The organism is Micromonospora echinaurantiaca, assembly GCF_900090235.1.
GTDB lineage: Bacteria > Actinomycetota > Actinomycetes > Mycobacteriales > Micromonosporaceae > Micromonospora > Micromonospora echinaurantiaca.
In genome coordinates, this window is record NZ_LT607750.1 from 6,938,566 (window position 1) to 6,956,099 (window position 17,534).

Annotated in this window: 14 protein-coding genes and 1 riboswitch; of the genes, 9 read left to right on the forward strand and 5 right to left on the reverse strand. The window is 74.2% G+C overall.

Annotation, left to right across the window (positions count from 1 at the left end; all coding sequences use genetic code 11):
* Positions 1-78 precede the first annotated feature (78 nt).
* Positions 79-1,248: a type VII secretion protein EccE gene (locus GA0070609_RS31605; RefSeq protein ID WP_088997169.1), complete on the forward strand. Its 1,170-nt coding sequence runs from the start codon at positions 79-81 to the stop codon at positions 1,246-1,248.
* Positions 1,249-1,338: 90 nt separating this feature from the next.
* Here GA0070609_RS31605 and eccD read toward each other — a convergent pair whose 3' ends face one another.
* Positions 1,339-2,736, reverse strand: coding sequence for a type VII secretion integral membrane protein EccD (gene eccD / locus GA0070609_RS31610; protein WP_088997170.1), 1,398 nt, complete (start codon positions 2,734-2,736; stop codon positions 1,339-1,341).
* 169 nt (positions 2,737-2,905) lie between these two features.
* On the opposite strand from eccD, the gene eccCa reads away from it, so the two are divergent.
* The 7 genes from eccCa to GA0070609_RS31645 all read left to right on the forward strand — a co-directional run bounded on the left by eccCa (position 2,906) and on the right by GA0070609_RS31645 (position 11,513).
* Positions 2,906-6,868, forward strand: coding sequence for a type VII secretion protein EccCa (gene eccCa, locus GA0070609_RS31615; protein ID WP_088997171.1), 3,963 nt, complete (start codon positions 2,906-2,908; stop codon positions 6,866-6,868).
* Between the two features lie 48 nt (positions 6,869-6,916).
* Positions 6,917-7,180, forward strand: coding sequence for a hypothetical protein (locus tag GA0070609_RS31620; RefSeq protein ID WP_088997172.1), 264 nt, complete (start codon positions 6,917-6,919; stop codon positions 7,178-7,180).
* Between the two features lie 176 nt (positions 7,181-7,356).
* Positions 7,357-7,665: a WXG100 family type VII secretion target gene (locus GA0070609_RS31625; protein WP_088997173.1), complete on the forward strand. Its 309-nt coding sequence runs from the start codon at positions 7,357-7,359 to the stop codon at positions 7,663-7,665.
* 28 nt (positions 7,666-7,693) lie between these two features.
* Positions 7,694-7,972, forward strand: a complete 279-nt coding sequence (locus tag GA0070609_RS31630; RefSeq protein WP_088997174.1) for a WXG100 family type VII secretion target — start codon at positions 7,694-7,696, stop codon at positions 7,970-7,972.
* Between the two features lie 82 nt (positions 7,973-8,054).
* On the forward strand, positions 8,055-9,596 hold the full coding sequence (locus GA0070609_RS31635) for a S8 family serine peptidase (RefSeq protein ID WP_088997175.1): 1,542 nt from the start codon (positions 8,055-8,057) through the stop codon (positions 9,594-9,596).
* A gap of 33 nt (positions 9,597-9,629) precedes the next feature.
* A complete protein-coding gene (locus GA0070609_RS31640) occupies positions 9,630-10,196 on the forward strand; it encodes a hypothetical protein (protein ID WP_088997176.1) in 567 nt (188 codons plus the stop codon).
* A gap of 15 nt (positions 10,197-10,211) precedes the next feature.
* Positions 10,212-11,513, forward strand: coding sequence for a WXG100 family type VII secretion target (locus tag GA0070609_RS31645; protein WP_157748348.1), 1,302 nt, complete (start codon positions 10,212-10,214; stop codon positions 11,511-11,513).
* A 289-nt stretch (positions 11,514-11,802) separates the two neighbouring features.
* Here the strand turns inward: GA0070609_RS31645 and mycP are convergent, their stop codons facing one another.
* Together mycP and GA0070609_RS31655 are read right to left on the reverse strand one after the other, a co-directional pair.
* A complete protein-coding gene (mycP, locus tag GA0070609_RS31650) occupies positions 11,803-13,050 on the reverse strand; it encodes a type VII secretion-associated serine protease mycosin (protein ID WP_231928472.1) in 1,248 nt (415 codons plus the stop codon).
* A gap of 137 nt (positions 13,051-13,187) precedes the next feature.
* Positions 13,188-13,529, reverse strand: a complete 342-nt coding sequence (locus GA0070609_RS31655) for a helix-turn-helix transcriptional regulator (protein ID WP_088997179.1) — start codon at positions 13,527-13,529, stop codon at positions 13,188-13,190.
* Positions 13,530-13,766: 237 nt separating this feature from the next.
* Here GA0070609_RS31655 and GA0070609_RS31660 point away from each other — a divergent pair, with 237 nt between their 5' ends.
* Positions 13,767-14,477, forward strand: coding sequence for a carbonic anhydrase (locus tag GA0070609_RS31660; RefSeq protein ID WP_088997180.1), 711 nt, complete (start codon positions 13,767-13,769; stop codon positions 14,475-14,477).
* 78 nt (positions 14,478-14,555) lie between these two features.
* Here the strand turns inward: GA0070609_RS31660 and GA0070609_RS31665 are convergent, their stop codons facing one another.
* The gene (locus GA0070609_RS31665) at positions 14,556-15,572 is read right to left on the reverse strand and encodes a coiled-coil domain-containing protein (protein ID WP_088997181.1); all 1,017 of its coding nucleotides are present in this window, start codon (positions 15,570-15,572) and stop codon (positions 14,556-14,558) included.
* 4 nt (positions 15,573-15,576) lie between these two features.
* Positions 15,577-15,707: riboswitch (cyclic di-AMP (ydaO/yuaA leader) on the reverse strand.
* Positions 15,708-15,873: 166 nt separating this feature from the next.
* A complete protein-coding gene (locus tag GA0070609_RS31670) occupies positions 15,874-17,244 on the reverse strand; it encodes a YibE/F family protein (protein WP_088997182.1) in 1,371 nt (456 codons plus the stop codon).
* Positions 17,245-17,534: the final 290 nt, after the last annotated feature.

Sequence of the window (17,534 nt, forward strand, 5' to 3'; positions counted from 1 at the left end):
CGTCGACGGGTCACCGGGACCAGCGCCCCGGGCCCGGTCACGACGGCATGCCGCACCGTCCAGAAGGGACTGCCACCGATGACGCAGGTTCAGGCGCCACCCGGCCGTACTGCCACGGACCCGTCCGGCGGCGCGGAGCGCCCGGTCACCCCGGCCGACCGGCGCGAACGCGGGCGGCTCGGCCCGGTCTTCGTCGGGCAGCTGGTGGTGGTGGAGCTGTGCGCCGTGGCCGTCTGGGCGGCGCTGGGCGGGCCCACCTGGCTGGCCGGCACGGTCGCCTCGCTGGCCCTGCTGGTGGTGGTCGCCGTCTTCGCCCGGCGGGGCGGCCGCTGGTGGTACGAGGACCTGATGCTGCGGCGCCGGCTGCGCCGCCGGCGGGAGCAGGCCCGCAGCACGGTCGCGGCCGGCGGCGGCGGGGATCCGCGGCTGGCCGCCCTCGCCCCGGAACTGTCTGTGATTGAACTCACAGACCGCGGCACCCGGCTCGGCATCGGCCAGGACGGGCAGGGCTGGTTCGCGGCGGTGGCGCTGCAGGGCCGGCCGGGCGCGCCCGCCGGCTCGGTGGAGGCGTCGGTGGTGGACCGCGCGCTGCGGGTGCTCGCCGACTTCAGCGGACCGGTCACCCTCGCCCAGGTGGTCTCGCACACCCTGGTCTGGTACCCGGCGCCGGGTGCGCCGCCGGCGGCCCACCGTACGGTCTGGGTGGCGCTGCGGCTCTCCGTGCGGGACGCCCGGGTGGAGGCGGTCAGCCGGGGCGGCGGGATGCCCGGCGTGCACCGCACCCTGGCCGCCGGCATCGGCCGGCTGGGCAAGGCGCTGAATTCCGCCGGGCTGGCGCACCGCGCGCTCGGCCGGGACGAACTGCGCGCCGCGGTGGTCTCGGCCGCCGGGCTGGACCTCGCCCCGGCCCCGCCCGCGGAGACCTGGACCGGCCTGCGCGGCGGCGGCTGGACGCAGCGCTGCCTCGCCCTGCGGGCCCGGGCCGGCGCCTCGTTCGGGGCGCTGGTGGACGCGGTGACCGCGACCTCCGCGCCGTCGCACACGCTGGCCGCCGCGGTGCTGCCGGGTGGCCGGACCGCCCCGCTGCTGCGGGTGGCGGCGCTGGACAACCACGTCGAGGCGCTGGTGAAGGTGGTCCGGGACGTGGCCCGCCGCAGCGGCGCGCCGGGCCGCCCGCTGGACGGCCAGCACGCGCCGGGCGTCTACGCCACCGCCCCGGTCGCCGCCACCGTCACCACCACCCGCTGACCCGCCACGCACACCGGTGGACAAGGGCTTCGCGTCGCCGCGAGTCGGACATCCGACACGAACCCTTGATCGCCGGGTGCCGCCCCGGGGTCAGGGGCGGAGGTTGACGATCCAGCCGTAGAGGCCGAGGACCCAGACGGCCAGCGGGACCAGCGCGATGATCAGCATGATCTCCACGATGTCCAGCAGCCGGCCCCAGACCGGGGAGATTCGCTTGCCGGCCACGGTCAGCCCGTAGATCAGGCTCACCACGGCCGCCAGCAGCAGCCCGCCGAGGACCACCCCGAGGCGTACCGCCAGCGAGCCGCCGGCGAACGCGGCGGCGGCCGCCAGGCCCAACCCGGCGGTGCCGGTGACCAGCACCGGGGTGCGCTGGGCGCGGCCGAGGAACGGCCGGGCCCGCAGCAGCGACAGCAGGGCCAGCACGAGGCAGAGCAGCACCGCCGCCAGGCCGCCGTCGAGAGCGAGCACCACCTGGGCGCCGAGCACCAGCAGCGACACCGTCCACAGCAGACCGGTCAGGAACGCGTCGGCCCGCTCGCTGAGCTGGAGCACCCGGCGGCCGTCCACCGACTCGGCGTCGGTCTTCAGATCGTCGGGGCCGGTGGGGATGGACGGCACGGGCAGCCGGGCCAGCCGGTAGGCGGCCATCGGCAGCGCCGGCACGGCGCCGAACGCGACAGCGGCGACCACGGCCGCGGCGGCCGGCGCGTCGATGCCGAAGGCGAGGGAGAGCAACGCCCCGAAGCCGACCGCGGCGCCGACGCCGACCGCGCCGAAGAAGAGCGGCAGCCGGTCACCGACCGCGAGCACCGCCACCGCGGCGCAGACCACCACCGCGGTGGCGGCCAGCAGCACGTGCGGCGCGGCCAGGTCGGACAGCGACCGGTCGCCGGCGAGCAGCAGCAGGCCGCCGACGGCCGCGTGGCCGAGCCCCACCGCCCCCAGCACCGCGCCGGTGCCGCTGTCGCCGGCCGCCCGGGACAGCACCGCGGCGGTGACCAGCAGGGCCACCGCGACGACCAGCGCGGCCAGCGCGCCGGGCAGGTGCGGCGGACCGAGGAAGAGCGCGGCCAGCGCGCCGGCGCCGAGCGCCGCCGCGGCGAACAGCACCGCGAACGACCGGGTGGTGCCGACCTGCCAGGCGCCCGGGCGCTGGTTGGTGGCGGTCGCCACCGCGTCCACCACGTCGTCGAAGACGATCTCCGGAGCGGCGGCGGCGCGCGGGTTGAAGTAGAGCACCTCGCCGTCGCGGATGCCGAGCTGCGCGGGCGTACGGCCGCCGTTGAGCGGCGGACCGCCGAGCCGGGACAGGCTCCAGCCGCCGTGCCGCACGCCCTCGTCGGCCAGGTCCTCGCCGGCGTACCGGAGCAGCGTGGGGAGCAGGTCGGCGAGCGGTACGTCGGACGGGAGCGCGAGATCCATCCGGGTCCGCGGAGCCACGATGGTGATCCGGCTCAGGCCGCCGGTCGCCGTTTTCGTCGCCACTGTGGCCTCCTCGCGCTCTTCTACGATGACCCGGGGCCGGCACGTCGTCCCCGTGGGTCCCTGACGCCCACGGGAGATTACCTACGATGGCGGGCACGTACGATGCCCACCCGACGACTCTGGTCGTTCGCAGGTGCTTCGTCAGGCCGCTTCTGGGGAGGAGACAGCCGTGAGCACGGTGGTGTTCCGCCGGCTCCCGCGTCAGCCGGGACCGGCCCTACCGCGTGGTGAGCTGCTGCTGGAGTCCCCACCGGAGCTACCGGAGCCGACGCCCCGCGGGATGGGGCAGCTGCTGATGATCCTGCCGATGGTCTGTGGCGTGGGCGCGATGGCGTTCCTCTACGCCGGCCGCGGCGGCGGGATGATGACGTACGTCGCCGGTGGGCTCTTCGGCGTCTCGATGCTGGGCATGGCGATCGGCTCCCTCAGCCACGGCAACAACGACAAGGCCGAGCTGAACGCCGACCGGCGCGACTACATGCGCTACCTGGCCCAGATGCGCAAGCGCACCCGGCGCGCGGCCGAGCAGCAGCGGGCCGCGATGGCCTGGCGGCACCCGGAGCCGGACGCGCTCTGGTCGATCGCCTCGTCCCGCCGGCTGTGGGAGCGCCGGATCACCGAGGACGACTTCGGCGAGACCCGGATCGCCACCGGCCCGCAGCGGCTCGCGGTGGAGATCGTGCCGCCGGAGACGAAGCCGGTCGAGGACCTGGAGCCGATGAGCGCGATCGCGCTGCGTCGCTTCGTCCGCGCCCACTCGACCGTGCCGGACCTGCCGACCGCGCTGTCGCTGCGCGCGTTCAGCCGGGTGGTGCTGCGCGGGGAGCGGGAGCCGGTGCTCGACCTGACCCGGGCCGCGCTCGGTCAGCTGGCCACCTTCCACGCCCCGGACGACCTGGTCATCGCGGTGGTCGCCGCGGTGGACCGGCAGGCCGCCTGGGACTGGGTGAAGTGGCTGCCGCACACCCAGCACAGCTCCCGCACCGACGCGGCCGGCGCCCGCCGGATGGTCTTCGCCCACCTGGCGGAGGCGGAGGAGGCGCTCGCCGCCGAGCTGACCGGCCGGCCGCGCTTCGCCCCGGAGGCGAAGCCGCTGACCACCATGCCGCACGTGGTGGTGGTGATCGACGGTGGCGAGGTCTCGCCGACCTGCCAGCTGATGGGGCCGGGCCTGCTCGGCGCCACCGTGATCGACCTGTCCGGCACCGTGCCCCGGGAAGCCGGCCGCTGGCTGCTCTGCCTCGACGCGGGCGACGGCAGCTCGCTCGACCTGGTCCGCGGGACGTCCACGTCCCGGCTCGGCCGGCCGGACCGGCTCAGCGCCGCGGCCGCCGAGGGGCTGGCCCGGCAGATCGCCCCCTACCGGCTCTCCCAGCAGCAGGCCAGCAGCGACGAGCCGCTGGCCCGCAGCATGGAGCTGCCCGACCTGCTCGGGGTGGGCGACGCCGCCGCGGTCGACGTGCAGCAGACCTGGCGGCCCCGCGGCCACCGGGACCGGCTGCGCATCCCGCTCGGCGTGGGCCCGGACGGCAACGTGGTCGAGCTGGACTTCAAGGAGTCCGCGCACGAGGGCATGGGCCCGCACGGCCTGGTCATCGGCGCGACCGGCTCCGGCAAGAGCGAGCTGCTGCGTACGGTGGTCGCCGCGCTGGCCGTGACGCACTCCTCCGAGGAGCTCAACTTCGTCCTGGTCGACTTCAAGGGTGGCGCCACCTTCGCGTCGCTGGAGGCGCTGCCGCACACCAGCGCCGTGATCACCAACCTGGCCGACGAGCTGCCGCTGGTCGACCGGATGCGGGACGCGCTGGCCGGTGAGATGAACCGCCGGCAGGAGGTGCTCCGGGCGGCCGGCAACTACGTCTCCCGCTTCGACTACGAGAAGGCGCGGGCGGCCGGCGAGCCGCTGGAGCCGATGCCCAGCCTGCTGATCATCTGTGACGAGTTCAGCGAGCTGCTCGCCGCCAAGCCCGACTTCATCGACCTCTTCGTGATGATCGGCCGGCTGGGCCGGTCGCTCGGCGTGCACCTGCTGCTGGCCTCGCAGCGCCTCGAGGAGGGCAAGCTGCGCGGCCTGGACACCCACCTGTCGTACCGGATCGGTCTGCGCACCTTCTCCGCCGTGGAGAGCCGGATCGTGCTCGGCGTGCCGGACGCGTACGAGCTGCCCAGCGCCCCGGGTCACGGCTACCTGAAGACCGACACCAGCACCATGCTGCGGTTCCGTGCCGCGTACGTGTCCGGGCCGTACCGGGCGCCCGGCGAGCAGGCGTCGGCGTCGCAGGCGATGGTGCAGCGCCGGATCGTGCCGTACGGGGTCCACTTCGTGCCGGTGCGGCAGCCCCAGGTGCCGGTGGAGGCCACGCCGGAGCCGGAGCAGCCGGCCGACGGCAAGGCCGTGGCCATGCTCGACGTGCTGATCGACCGGCTCAAGGGGCGGGGCAAGCCGGCGCACCAGGTCTGGCTGCCGCCGCTGGCCGAGCCGCCGAGCCTGGGCGAGCTGCTCCCACCGCTGAAGGCGGACCCGACGTACGGGCTGTGCACCGCCACCTGGCAGGGCCGGGGCCGGCTCACCGTGCCGGTCGGCGTGGTCGACCGGCCGTACGAGCAGCGGCGCGACCCGATGATGGTCGAGCTGGCCGGCGCGGGCGGCAACGTGGTGATCGTCGGCGCCTCGCTGAGCGGCAAGAGCACCATGCTGCGCTCGATGCTCGCCTCGCTGGCGCTCACCCACACGCCGCGCGAGGTGCAGTTCTTCTGCCTCGACTTCGGCGGCGGCGCGCTGCGCAGCCTGGAGGGGCTGCCGCACATGTCCGGGGTGGCCGGCCGGCGGGACACCGAGGCGGTCCGCCGGACGGTGGCCGAGGTGGTGGCCATCATCGACGACCGCGAGGCGCGCTTCGCCCAGCACGGCATCGACTCGGTGGCCAGCTACCGGCGGCGCCGGGCGGCCGGCGAGTTCGCCGACGACCCGTTCGGCGACGTCTTCCTCGTGGTGGACGGCTGGAACACGCTGCGCCAGGAGTACGAGGAGCTGGAGCAGACCATCACCAACCTGGCCAACCGCGGGCTCGGTTTCGGCGTACACGTGGTGGTCACCGCCGTGCGGTGGGCGGAGATCCGGATCAACATGCGCGACCTGCTCGGCACCAAGCTCGAGCTGCGGCTCGGCGACGCGGCCGAGTCGGAGATCGACCGCCGGGCGGCGATGAACGTCCCGGAGAAGACCCCGGGCCGCGGCCTGACCCGCGACAAGCTGCACTTCCTCGCCGCGATCTCGCGGATCGACGGACGCCGCGACGTCGACGACCTGACCGAGGCCTCGGCCGCCCTGGCCGCGCACGTGGCGGCCAACTGGCCCGGCCGCCCGGCGCCGAAGGTGCGGCTGCTGCCGCGCAAGCTGCCCGTCGCCGAGCTGGCCCGGGTGGCCGACCGGTCGGCGCCCGGCCTGCCGATCGGCGTCAACGAGTCGGCGCTCGCGCCGGTCTACCTCGACCTGGCCAACGAGCCGCACCTGACGGTCTTCGGCGACGCCGAGTGCGGCAAGACCAACCTGCTGCGGCTGATCGCCCGCGGCATCACCGAGCGGTACACCCCGGCCGAGGCCCGGCTGGTCATCGCCGACTACCGGCGCGGCCTGCTCGGCGCCGTGGAGGGCGACCACCTGCTCGACTACGCCCCGTCCAACCAGGCGTTCGCGCAGGGGCTGGGCTCGATCCGCAGCGCGCTGTCCAACCGGCTGCCCGGACCGGACGTCACCACCGCCCAGCTACGCGACCGCAGCTGGTGGAAGGGTCCGGACCTCTACATCCTGGTCGACGACTACGACCTGGTCGCCTCGGGCGGCAGCAACCCGCTCAGCGCGCTGCACGAGCTGCTGCCCCAGGCCCGCGACATCGGCCTGCACCTGATCATCACGCGGCGGGTCGGCGGGGTGGCCCGGGCGCTCTACGAGCCGGTGCTGCAACGCCTGCGCGAGCTGGACTCGCCCGGCCTGCTGATGTCCGGCAACCGGGAGGAGGGCGCGGTCTTCGGCACGCTGCGGCCGAGCCCGCAGCCGCCGGGCCGGGGCACCCTGGTGCGCCGCCGCGACGGCCAGCAGCTGATCCAGACCGCCTGGTCCGAGCCGGTCTGATCGGGGACCCTGCCGACCCTGGCCGGCAGCACGAGAGGTGGGCGCGCCGTGTGGGTGACCTGGTCGTTCGGGTACGCGCTCCTGGCCATGCCCGTCTTCGTCGTGCTGGGGCTGGTCGCGCAGCTGAGCGGCTCGGCGCGGGTGAAGCGGGTGGCGGAGATCGTCGTGCTCAGCGCGACCGCGGCGCTGGCCGCCCCGCTCGCCGCGACCGCGGGTGGCGACCCGGTGCAGTGGGGCCTGGTCGTGCTGCTCGGGGTCGCCTTCGTCGTCGGCTCGGTGCTGCATGTGAGATCGTATTCACGCTCCTCGTGACTTGCGCGTCGGACCGCATCGGTCGCGTTGCCGTCACAGTGGGCGAGACAGGGCTGCGCTCGCTGGACGCGGTCCGCTACGGTCTTCAGAGGAGTGTCCGTCGGTGGGGTGTTTGCCTTGCCGCGGGGGAGGGCGCGGCAGATCCGCCGCCACAAGGAGACGGAAGGGTGTGAAGCATGGCGTTCGAGGTCGAAGCAGCGACTCTGCATACCGCCGCGAGTGACGTGCGGTCCACGCGCAGCGAGGTCGACGGCGAGCTGAAGAAGCTGTGGAACGTGGTCGACGACCTGGCCATCGCCTGGAAGGGCGGGGCGTCCGCGGGCTTCCAGCAGCTGATGCAGCGCTGGAACGAAGACACGGCCAAGCTGCTGACGGCGATGGACAACATCGCCGACCTGCTCGACAAGTCGGGTACGACGCACCAGGTCAACGACGAAGAGCAGCAGCAGATGCTGGACAAGTTCCACTCTGCACTCAACCCGTGATCCGCCGAGACGAGCAGGGGAGGAACCGATGAGCATCAAGGTTGATTACGCAGTCCTGGAGAGCAGCAACCAGCAGATGCTGGCCATCTCGCGGACCATCGACGAGAAGCTGGACACGCTGCGGTCGATGCTGAGCAAGCTCCAGTGGGACGGCCAGGACCGGGCCGCCTACGAGCAGCACCAGGCGCAGTGGGACGCCGCCGTCCGGGACATCAACAAGATCCTGAACGACATCGGTGGCGCGGTGGGCATCGCCCGCGAGAACTACGTCAACACCGAGATGAGCAACGCCAAGGTGTGGGGCTGAGCGACCATCGACGCGGCTCCGGTCCGGTTCGACCGGGCCGGAGCCGCGGCGCGTTACCAGCCGTCGAGGTCCTGGGAGAGCGATGAACACGGAGCTGCGTCTCCGCCCACTGTGGAGGTCCGCCGTCGCCACGTTGGCGCTGGCCGCGCTGGCCGGGTCGGGAGCGCTCGCGGCGCCGGAACCGGCGCGCGCCGCCGACACCGTACGCGGCCTCCAGTGGTACCTCGACAGCCTGAAGATCCCGCAGGCCCACAAGGTCAGCAAGGGCCGCGGCGTGACCGTGGCCGTGATCGACGCCGGCGTCGACCCGAACGTCCCCGACCTGCGCGGCCAGGTGTTGCCCGGCAAGGGTTTCGGCGCCGACGCGACCGCCGACGGGCGGGGCACCGATGACAAGATCAGCCATGGCACGGGCATGGCGGGCCTGATCGCCGGCCGGGGCGGCGGCACCATGCGCCAGCTCGGCATCGCCCCGGAGGCGAAGATCCTGCCGATCTCGCTCGGCAGCCGGACCGACGCGGCGGAACTGGCCGCCGGCATCCGCTGGGCCGCCGACAACGGCGCCGACGTGATCAGCATGTCGCTCGGCGCCCGCGGCCGGCCGGGCGCGGACGAGCAGGCCGCCGTCCGCTACGCCCTAGACAAGAACGTGGTGCTGGTCGCCTCGGCGGGTAACCGCGAGCAGGGCGACACCAGCGTCCTGAACCCGGCCAGCATCCCCGGTGTCATCGCCGTGACCGGGCTGGCCAAGAACGGCGACTTCTTCAGCGGCAGCGTCGCCGGGCCGGAGGCCGTGCTGGCCGCGCCGATGGAGCAGATCATCACGCCGCGGCCGACGTCGGTCTCGTCCAACGGCTACAGCGTCGGCAGCGGCACCAGCGAGTCGGCCGCGATCGTGGCCGGCGTGGCGGCCCTGGTCCGGGCGAAGCACCCCGACCTCGACGCCGCCAACGTGGTGAACCGGCTGATCCGCACCGCCCGCGACGAGGGCCCGTCCGGCCGCGACGACGAGTACGGCTTCGGGGCCGTCGATCCGGTCGCCGCGCTGAGCCGCCCGGTGCCGGCCGTGACGGCGCACCCGCTGCTGTCCGGCGAGGGCGCCCCGGCGGACGCGTCGGCCGGGCCGGCCGCCACCGGCGAGGAGGACGACGGCCCGGCCGTCTCGATCAGCGTCACCAACAAGACCGGCGCGGTGATCCAGGTAGCGCTCTGCCTCGCCGTACCGCTGGTGGTGCTGATCGTGGTGATCGTGCTGGTGCGCCGGTCCCGGCGCCGCTCGGCCGCCACCCCGGCCGGGCCGCCGCCCGGCTTCCCACCACCGCCCGGCGCGGCGCCGCAGGGCTTCCCGGCACCACCCGGCGCGGCGCCGCAGGGCTTCCCTGCACCGCCCGGATTCACGCCACCGCCCGGCGCGCCCGGTGCCCAGCAGTTCGGCCGGGCGCCGGGGCAGCCCGGCGGTCCGTACGTGCCACCGCAGGGCGCACCGACGCCGGGCGGCTACCCGCCGCCCCCGGGGCCCGGTGGCTATCCTCCGCCGCCCGGAGCGGCGCCCGGCACCGCCGCCTGGCCGCCGCCGGGGCCGGCCGGGCCACCCCCGCCCCCGCCGGGCGGGCACCAGCAGTAAGCCAGATCTTCAGTCGGCGACGGGGAGGAACCGATGACGAAGGACAGGACCGACCAGCCGGACGAGGTCCGGATCGACACGCCGAACGTGCCGATCGGCCCACCGCACATGGTGCCGCCGTTCGTGACGCTGGACGCCGTCACCATGGACAACGTCAACCGGGCCGAGGTGCCGTCCGGGCTGGTCCCGGGGGCGGGCGACGCCGGCGCCAAGACCGAGTGGGACGCCTCCAGCCTGGAGAAGGCCAAGAAGTGGCTGGAGGAGACCGCCGACTTCATCCACAGCCAGTCGTACGAGATGGTGGAGATCTCCGACAAGATGGGCGGCACCGCCGCGGGGGCCGGCGGCGGCGAGATGGGCGGGGGCACGAGCCCGCTCGGCAGCTTCGACCGTGCCGGCGACCTGGCGCGCAAGCACAGCGGTCTGTACACCAGCACCCAGCAGGGCATGCGCCAGCTCGCCAAGGACCTCTACAAGGCGGCGAACGCGCTGCAGAAGGTCAAGGAGAACTACGAGACGGCCGAGGGCGCCAACGAGATGTCGGCGGCCGAGATGCAGAACGCCTTCAACACCGCGTCCAGCAACCGCGGCAAGGCGTAGACGGGGAGGGTGGCCGTGCCGAGCTGGGAAGAGATGTGCAAGCAGATCGTCATCGACGGTCGGCCAGGCGACGTGGCCAGCGCCGCGCTCGGCTGGGAGCAGCTGCTGAAGAACCTGCGAACCGTCAAGGAGAGCCTGGAGACCAACGTCAAGGACCTGGGCGACGCGTGGAAGGGCCCGGCGTACGAGGCCTTCAAGACCCACATCACCGGGCTCGCCAAGCGGGCCGGTCAGCTCGTCGAGGGCGCGGAGAGCCAGAACGGCATCGTCCGGTCGCTGAACGAGGCCGCTGACAAGCTCACCGCCGCCCAGCGCGATTTTCCGATCCCGGCCAGCTGCGTCAACGACGTGCTGGAGGCCCGCAACGGCCGGCTGGTGATCGACACCGGGTTCTTCGAGATGAAGGTGAAGCCGGACTTCCTCGGCTTCCTGGACCCGATCACCTCGCTCGCCGACTGGATCAACGACAAGTCCGAGGAAGCGGCGAAGGTCTACAACCAGGTCAGGGGCGACTACACCACTGTCGACTCGCGCACCCCGGGTGAGTCCGGTCCGTTCACCTCGACCGACCCGACGGTCACCACGCCGGATCTGGGCAGCGGTCCCGGCGCCGGCAAGACCGGCGGTGTGCCGGGCCTCGGCGGTTCGCCGTCGACCGGCGGTCTCGGTGGCAGCCCGTCGCTGAGCACCAGCGGCATGCCGGACACCGGCTCCCCGGGGATCGGTTCCGGCGCGCACCCCGACCTCTCCGGCGGGTACGGCTCGGGCGGCGGCGGCTACCCCGGCTCCGGCAGCCTCGCCGACGACTACGGCAGCGGGCTGGCCGGTGCCGGTGGCGGCGGCGCTCCCGGCCTGGGCGGTGGCGGCTTCGGCGGCGGCCTGCCCGCCACGTCCGGCCTCGGCGCGGGCGGCGGAATGGGCGGCGGTGGCGCCGGCCTGGCCGGCGGCGGCATGATCCCGGGCGGCGGTGCCCTCGGCCGGCCGGTGGCGGCCGGCATGCCGCCGATGATGGGCGGCGGCGGCGCGGCCGGCGCCGGTCGGGGCGGTGGCCGCGGTGGGCGGCTCGCTGGCGGCATGGCCCCCGCCATGGGCGGCGGCATGGCCGGTGGCGCCCGCGGCGGCGGACGGGCCGGTGCCGCCGGCGCGGCCGGTGCCGGGGCGCGCGGTGCGGGCGTCCGGGGCGGCGGGATCGCCGGAATGGGCGGGGCCGGCGGTGCCGGTTACGGCGAGGAAGAGGCCCCGCGCAACAGTTGGCTGGAGGAGGACGAGGACGTCTGGGGCGCGGACGGCGACGGCACGCCCGGCGTGCTGCGCTGACCTGACCTGACCTGACCTGACCTGACCTCGACCCGCGACCCGAGCGCCGTCCACCGCCACCCGGCGGCTGGGCGGCGCTCGGCGCATCCGCGCCGGCGTCTACAGGGCTGGCGTTTCCGGGCTGGCGTCTACAGGGCTGGCGTTTTCGGGCCAGCGTCTACAAGACTGGCGTTTCGGGTTGGCCTTTGCGCGGCCGGCGTCTCCCAGCCGGCGTTCCCGGCCCGCTTCCGGGCTGGCGTTTTGCGCGCTGACGTTTTCCGGCCGGAGCTTCGGGCGGGCTGGCGGAGCGTCAGCCGGTCGCGGCCGGGTCGGCGCCGGCCGGGCGACGGCCCGGGCGCCAGCCCCGACGCCGGCCCCGGACCAGGATCGGCTTCACCGCGAGCAGCACGGTGGCCAGCAGCGCCCCGATCGCGGCGACCCAGATCGCCACGGTGCGCTGCCAGCCGAGCGGATCGTCGGCGGGCGGCGGCGCCGGCAGCGCGCCGGCCGGCGGGTTGCTCCGGGTGCCGAGCAGGCTCGCCACCGCCCGGTACGGGTTGACCACCCCGTACCCCAGCTGGGCGTTGTGGCCGTCCGGCGGGCTGTCCGCGGTGCGGGTCAGCCGCTCGGCGACCTGCTCGGGGGTCAGGTCCGGGTAGGCGGCGCGGACCAGCGCGGCCGCTCCCGAGACGTACGCGGCGGCGAAGCTGGTGCCGCCCTGCGGCTCGGCGAGGTATCCGTCGCCGCCGGGCGCCGGCCCGATGATGTTCAGCCCGGGGGCGGCGATGTCGACGTAGTCGCCGCTCACCGAACTGCCCACGTGCCCGCCCTGCTCGTCCACCCCGGCCACCGCGATGACCCCGGGATACGCGGCTGGGTAGGCCGGCTGGTCGTGCTGCTGCTCCTGCCGGTTGCCGGCGGCCGCCACCACGACCACCTTCTTGTCCAGCGCGTACTCGATGGCGTCGGCGAGTTCGGGCCGGGGCAGCGTCACCAGCGACAGGTTCAGCACGTCGGCGCCGTTGTCCACCGCCCACCGGATCGCCTGGGCGATCTGCCCGGGCAGGGCCTCGTCGTTGGTGCGCCGGGTGTCCGGCAGCACCCGTACCGGAAGGATCCGGGCCTGCGGCGCGATGCCGCTGAACGGCTGCCCGGTGCCCTCCCGGCCGGCGATGATGCCGGCCACCATGGTGCCGTGTCCGGCCAGGTCGCACTGACCCTGCTGCTGCGTCAGCCCGTTGAAGTCGCGGCCCTGGCGGACCTGTCCCCTGAGGACGGGGTGGATGGCCGAGACGCCCGAGTCGATCACCGCGACCGTGACGCCGGCGCCGCGGGAGAGCCGCCAGGCCGACGACGGCTCCAGCCGGCGCAACGGCCAGGGCAGCTCGGCGGGGGCGGCCTGGCCGGCCGGGCCGCAGCGGGGCGCCGCGGCGGCCGGAGCCGGCGGTACGACCAGGGTGGCGAGCAGCACCGCGGCCGCTCCACTGAGGAGGGCGCGGGCCGCGCGCCCGGCACTGCGGACCGGCGCTGTCCCATCCGGTCGGAAGCTCTCGCGCACGCGCTGAGACTACCGCCGCGCCGCCCGCCGTGCGGTGACGGGAGCACCCGCTCGCACCGACCCGGAAACGGCGGTGCCGGTCCCCGGGCGGCCGGCCCGCCGAGTCGGCCCCGCCGCGGCCCCACCACCCCGACCGGTCAGGACGGGTTGGCGCCGCCGGCCACCGGTTCCTCGGTGAAGAGCGCCAGCAGGGCGCCGACCTGGCGATCGTTCTCGGCGGGGTGGCGGAACCGGCCGGCCGGGTTGAGGGTGTACTCGTTGCGCCGGCCCACCCGGGTGCGGCGCAGGTAGCCGCCCGCCTCCAGGTCGGCGACGATCGCCTGGGCGGCCCGTTCGGTGACGCCCACCTCGTCGGCGACGTCACGCAGCCGGGCGGTGGGATTGCGGGCGATGGCGAGCAGCACGTGCCCGTGATTGGTGAGGAACGTCCAGTTCCGGTTGCTCCCGTTCTCGCCGCTCGTCGTCGCCATGTCCGCCATCGTATGGCCCGCCGCGCCGATCCACCGGCACGCCCTCGCCCGGCCGCCGACCGGCGCTGGCGACTTCCGCGGGCGCTCGGACGGATCGTCGCCGACGCGCAAGCGTTCTGGAATACATGAAATGCATATCACGCATATCTTGACGTATCTTGCGCAGAGTGTGACCGTGGTGGCAGCCCGCGTCCGACGTCGGCCGGGATTGCCCAGGTCACGTACGTCGAGGGACGAGGTGAGGGGATGAGCCGTCTCGGTTCGCCCGGCGCCCAGCCGGGTCCGCCACGGGAGTCGACGGGGCCGGCGGTCACGTCGATCACCCCGGCGCAGGCGCTGGCCGAGTTGTCCGCCGGCAACCGGAGATTCGTCACCGGAATCCCGCGCCATCCCAATCAGGACGCCGGGCACCGTGCCGCGGTCGCCGACGGGCAGCACCCGTTCGCGGTGATCGTGGGCTGCTCCGACTCCCGGCTGGCCGCCGAGATCATCTTCGACCGTGGTCTCGGTGACCTCTTCGTGGTCCGGACCGCCGGGCACACCACCGGCCCCGAGGTGCTCGGCAGCGTCGAGTACGCGGTGACCGTCCTCGGCACGCCGCTGGTGGTCGTGCTCGGGCACGACTCGTGCGGCGCGGTGCAGGCGGCGAAGACGGCGGCGGAGACGGACACCTCCCCGGCCGGTCACCTGCGGGCGGTGGTGGACGCCATGATGCCCAGCCTGCGCCGGGCCGAGGCCGCCGGGGTGACCGACGTGGACGGGATCGTCGACATCCACATCGCGCACACCGTCGAGGCGATGCTGGGCAGCTCGGCCGTACTGGCCGCCGAGGTGGCCGCCGGGCGCTGCGCGGTGGTCGGGATGTCGTACCGGCTGGCCGCCGGTGAGGTGCGGACGGTGACCGCCGCCGGCGACCTGCCCGACCCGGCGGCGGACCCGACCCCGGCCGCCGCCTGACCGCACGCCGTCGCCGAAGACGGTGCGAGGGCCGTCCCACCGGGAACGGCCCTCGCGTCGCGCGGTCTCAGGCTGTCGCTACAGCAGCGAGACGTGCACGTGGTCGGTGTGGTTCGACGGCCCGCTGTACGACTTCCAGCCGGTCGCCGGGAACCAGATCTGCCGGTTCCAGATCACGTAGTAGACGCCCAGCCGGTCCGCGTTCCGGATCAGGAACGCGGCGAGGTTGTTGCCGTACATTCGGGTGTCCTTGTTGTGCCAGGGGGAGAAGCCGCTCCGCTGCAGCGACCAGTCGCAGGCCCGGCCCTTCGGGTGCTCCCAGGGGCCACCGGGGCGGTAGCAGCCGACGAACCGGTTGAACCCGGCCCGCTTGACCTCCTTGTACATGTGCAGCGTCCGGGGCGTGATGCAGCCGGAGGTGGTCGGGTCGTTCTGGCTGCACGACTCGGCCTTCCAGTCGCCGTCGGCGGTGCGGCCTGGGGCGATCCGGGCGACCGGCGAGGTGGCCGACACCAGGCCGCCGGTGAAGCCCAACCCACCCACCAGGGCCAGCGCCTTCTCCGCGTCGCGCTTGTTCTTGGCCATCAGGTTGGTCTGCTTCTGCTGCTCGCGGATCTCCGCCTCGAGCGCCAGCTTCGCCTGCTCGGCGCGGGTCTTCACCTCGTTGATCTCGGCGAGCTTCTTGGCGTTGACCATGTTCAGCTCGTCCAGGGCGGTGGCTCGCTCGACGAACGTGTCGGGGCTGTTGGCCTCCAGCAGCAGGGCCACGGCCCCGATGCGTCCCGTCCGGTACGACTGGGTGGCGAGCTGGCTGACCTGCGGGGCGAGTGCGTTCAGCTCGGCCTGGGCCCGGTCGACCTCGAGCGCGAGTTCCAGCTGGCGCTTCTTGGACTTCTCCAGCCGGGACTTCGCCTGGGAGTAGTTCCGGTTGGTCGACTCGATCACGTCCGTGATCAACTTCGAGTCGCCGTCCTCGTGTCCCGAGGGCTTGGGGGTGCTGGGTGCGGCCGACGCCGGGAGGGGCCCGGCAAGGACGGCCAAGGCGGCGAACACGGCCACCACAGGTGTCAACCAGCGGCGTAGGGGTGCCGTCACAGTGTTCCCTTCCGTCGACCGCCGACCGGGTTAGCTGACGGGTTCGGGGCGGAAGTGGCCCCTACCGCTGTCGCGGACTCACCCCACGTACCTGGGTCCCCGGCTCGCCTGGCGGCGATTGGGCGGCGGCACCGCAGGCGCCGCTGCGCGCCTTCGGCGGTGACCGGCAGCGAGGTTACCCGAGAGTCCACCGGTGGATCTACGTCCCGAAGCCGACTAAATGCGTTATTTCGTAACGGCGGACGGTGACCAGTGACGCGTTTATCAAGCTCGCCGGCCTGGACGGTCACGCTACGGAGTCTCACCATGTGGCGTCCGTGCTCCTGTCCGGATCGGGCCACCCGCTGGAGGTGGCGGAGGACGTGTTTCCGGCACGCGGCGCGGTCAGCGCCCGCAGCGCCTCGGCCCGGTCCGGGACCGGCCGGGAACCTTCCGGGGTACGCGACGGCTCGTCGCCGGCACCGCCGTCGCCGTCGCCGTCGGCGGTACGCGCGGCGGCGCGGCCGGCCGTGGTCACCAGCGCGGCGAGCGCGGTGGTCAGCGGCACGGCGGCGATCAGCCCGAGCGTGGCGACCGCGCTGCGGACGATCTCCTGGGCGAGGAACTCGCTGGTCAGGATCTGGGTCACCGACCGGGAGTCCGCGGTGAGCAGGAGCAGCAGCGGCAGCGACGCGCCCGCGTACGCCAGCACGATGGTGTTCACCGTCGAGGCGATGTGCGCCCGGCCGACCCGGGTCGCCGCGCGGTAGAGCTGGAGCCGGGACAGGCCTGGGTTGGCGTGCGCCAGTTCGGTGACCGTGGCGGCCTGGGTCACCGTGACGTCGTCGAGCACGCCGAGCGAGCCGATGATGATCCCGGCCAGCAGCAGCCCGTGCAGGTCCACGTCGGCCTGGAACATCGACAGCGTGGTGGCGTCCTCGGAGCCGTACCCGGTGAGGTGGGTGGCGGCGGTGGCGAGGGTGCCCAGGACCCCGGTGAGCACCAGGCTGCCGAGCGTCCCGAGCACCGCCACCGAGGTCTGCGCGGTCACCCCGTGGGTCAGGTACAGCACCACGAACATGATGAGCGCGGCGCCGACGATCGCGATCAGCAGCGGCGACCCACCGGCGCTGATCCCGGGCAGCACGAAGGCGAGCAGGATGGCGAAGCTGGCCGCCAGGCCCGCCAGCGCGGCCAGCCCACGCCACCGGCCGAACGCCACGATGGCGGCGGCGAAGAGCAGCACCAGCCAGACCAGCGGCTTGCCGCGCTGGTGCTCGGCGATGTTGTAGCTGCTCGCCGTCGGGTCGGCCGGGTCGGTCAGCTTGACCAGGATGATCTCGTCACCCACGGCGACGGTCGGGGCGCCGGGGCCGCTCGGCACCGGCGTCTGCACCTCCTGGCCGGCGTCCGGACCGTCGGCCACCTTGACGGTGACCGTGCCACACGGTCCCGCGGCGCTGCCGCCCTCCGGCGTCTCCGGGGTCGGCGGGCAGGCCTCGGTCAGCACGCGGGTGACGGTGCCGTGGTAGCGGGGCGGATCGGTGCCCTGGTCGACCCCGGAGGAGTCGCGGGGCCACAGCAGCAGGGCGGCGACCACCGTGACCACGACTAGCGGGACCACCGTCGCGACGAGGATCCGCCGCACCCCGGGCGGGGCGGACGGAGCGGGACGGTTGTGGTCGGCGCCCATTGAGTGTCTCCCAACGAATCCGGGGCGTGGTACGTGTCGGCGGGCCGGTCGGTTCAGTGCCGCCGTCGGGCCGGCCGGAATCGTGGGTGGGATCGCCTGAGGGTGGCGACGCGACCACGTACCGTCGGCCCGGCGGCCGGCCGGCCCCGTGCGGTCGGCGGCGCCGATGCCCGGCGGCGGGTCGGATGGTGCGAGATCCGAAGGGCCATCGTGCCGAATCGTAGCCATCCCGGCATCCGGTCGCTGGTCGCGCGGGGTGGTGTCGGGCACCGGACCCCGGCGTACGCCCG

What these genes read in the sequence shown, in the direction of transcription:
- GA0070609_RS31660 (WP_088997180.1), top strand. Translation starts at nt 13,767, where the DNA reads ATGAGCCGTCTCGGTTCGCCCGGCGCCCAGCCGGGTCCGCCACGGGAG.
- GA0070609_RS31670 (WP_088997182.1), bottom strand. Translation starts at nt 17,244, where the DNA reads ATGGGCGCCGACCACAACCGTCCCGCTCCGTCCGCCCCGCCCGGGGTG.
- GA0070609_RS31605 (WP_088997169.1), top strand. Translation starts at nt 79, where the DNA reads ATGACGCAGGTTCAGGCGCCACCCGGCCGTACTGCCACGGACCCGTCC.
- GA0070609_RS31640 (WP_088997176.1), top strand. Translation starts at nt 9,630, where the DNA reads ATGACGAAGGACAGGACCGACCAGCCGGACGAGGTCCGGATCGACACG.
- GA0070609_RS31655 (WP_088997179.1), bottom strand. Translation starts at nt 13,529, where the DNA reads ATGGCGGACATGGCGACGACGAGCGGCGAGAACGGGAGCAACCGGAAC.
- GA0070609_RS31625 (WP_088997173.1), top strand. Translation starts at nt 7,357, where the DNA reads ATGGCGTTCGAGGTCGAAGCAGCGACTCTGCATACCGCCGCGAGTGAC.
- GA0070609_RS31630 (WP_088997174.1), top strand. Translation starts at nt 7,694, where the DNA reads ATGAGCATCAAGGTTGATTACGCAGTCCTGGAGAGCAGCAACCAGCAG.
- GA0070609_RS31635 (WP_088997175.1), top strand. Translation starts at nt 8,055, where the DNA reads ATGAACACGGAGCTGCGTCTCCGCCCACTGTGGAGGTCCGCCGTCGCC.